Source organism: Corallococcus praedator (assembly GCF_003612125.1).
Taxonomy (GTDB): Bacteria; Myxococcota; Myxococcia; order Myxococcales; family Myxococcaceae; genus Corallococcus; species Corallococcus praedator.
This window is the reverse complement of sequence record NZ_RAWI01000969.1, coordinates 1-458: the sequence shown is the minus strand read 5'-3', so window position 1 is coordinate 458 and position 458 is coordinate 1. Positions and strand designations below refer to the sequence as shown.

Annotated in this window: 1 protein-coding gene; it reads right to left on the bottom strand. The window is 49.1% G+C overall.

What is annotated here, in order from left to right; all coding sequences use genetic code 11:
• On the bottom strand, positions 1-386 hold a 386-nt coding region (locus D7Y13_RS42640), incomplete at its 3' end, for a glycosyltransferase (protein WP_147452698.1).
• Positions 387-458 lie beyond the last annotated feature (72 nt).

Sequence of the window (458 nt, the reverse complement as noted above, 5' to 3'; positions counted from 1 at the left end):
GTCCCGGATGTGAGGTTGCGGCGTTTGCGATCGAAGGGCGGATGAAACGTCGCTACAAGAGGCAGTGAGAGCTCCTGGCAAATTTCGGGCAATAGAAAATCGAGCGGCGAGAGCGTCAGCGAAGCGTGGACGATATCGGGCTTCAGCCGTTTGAGCGCCTGCGTCAAGACTTTGCTCGACTTGAAGTTGGGAATCGTGTAGATCTGCGACTTATAGAAGCAGGGGATCGAAACTTCGTGCGGTTCGGGAATTTCTTCGGAATCTTCGGCGGCAAAATGCAAAAAGCTGACCTGATAGTCGCGATCGAGCAGCGCATTTGTAACTTCTCGACCGTAGGTAACGTTGCCACAGAAGGGAGATTTTTTCCCAAGCCACGCGATATGCATTCAGAAGTATTTTAGTGTTTTGAAAGATTAATCTAACATAAAGGATTTTACGGGAATCTCGTCATTTACGAT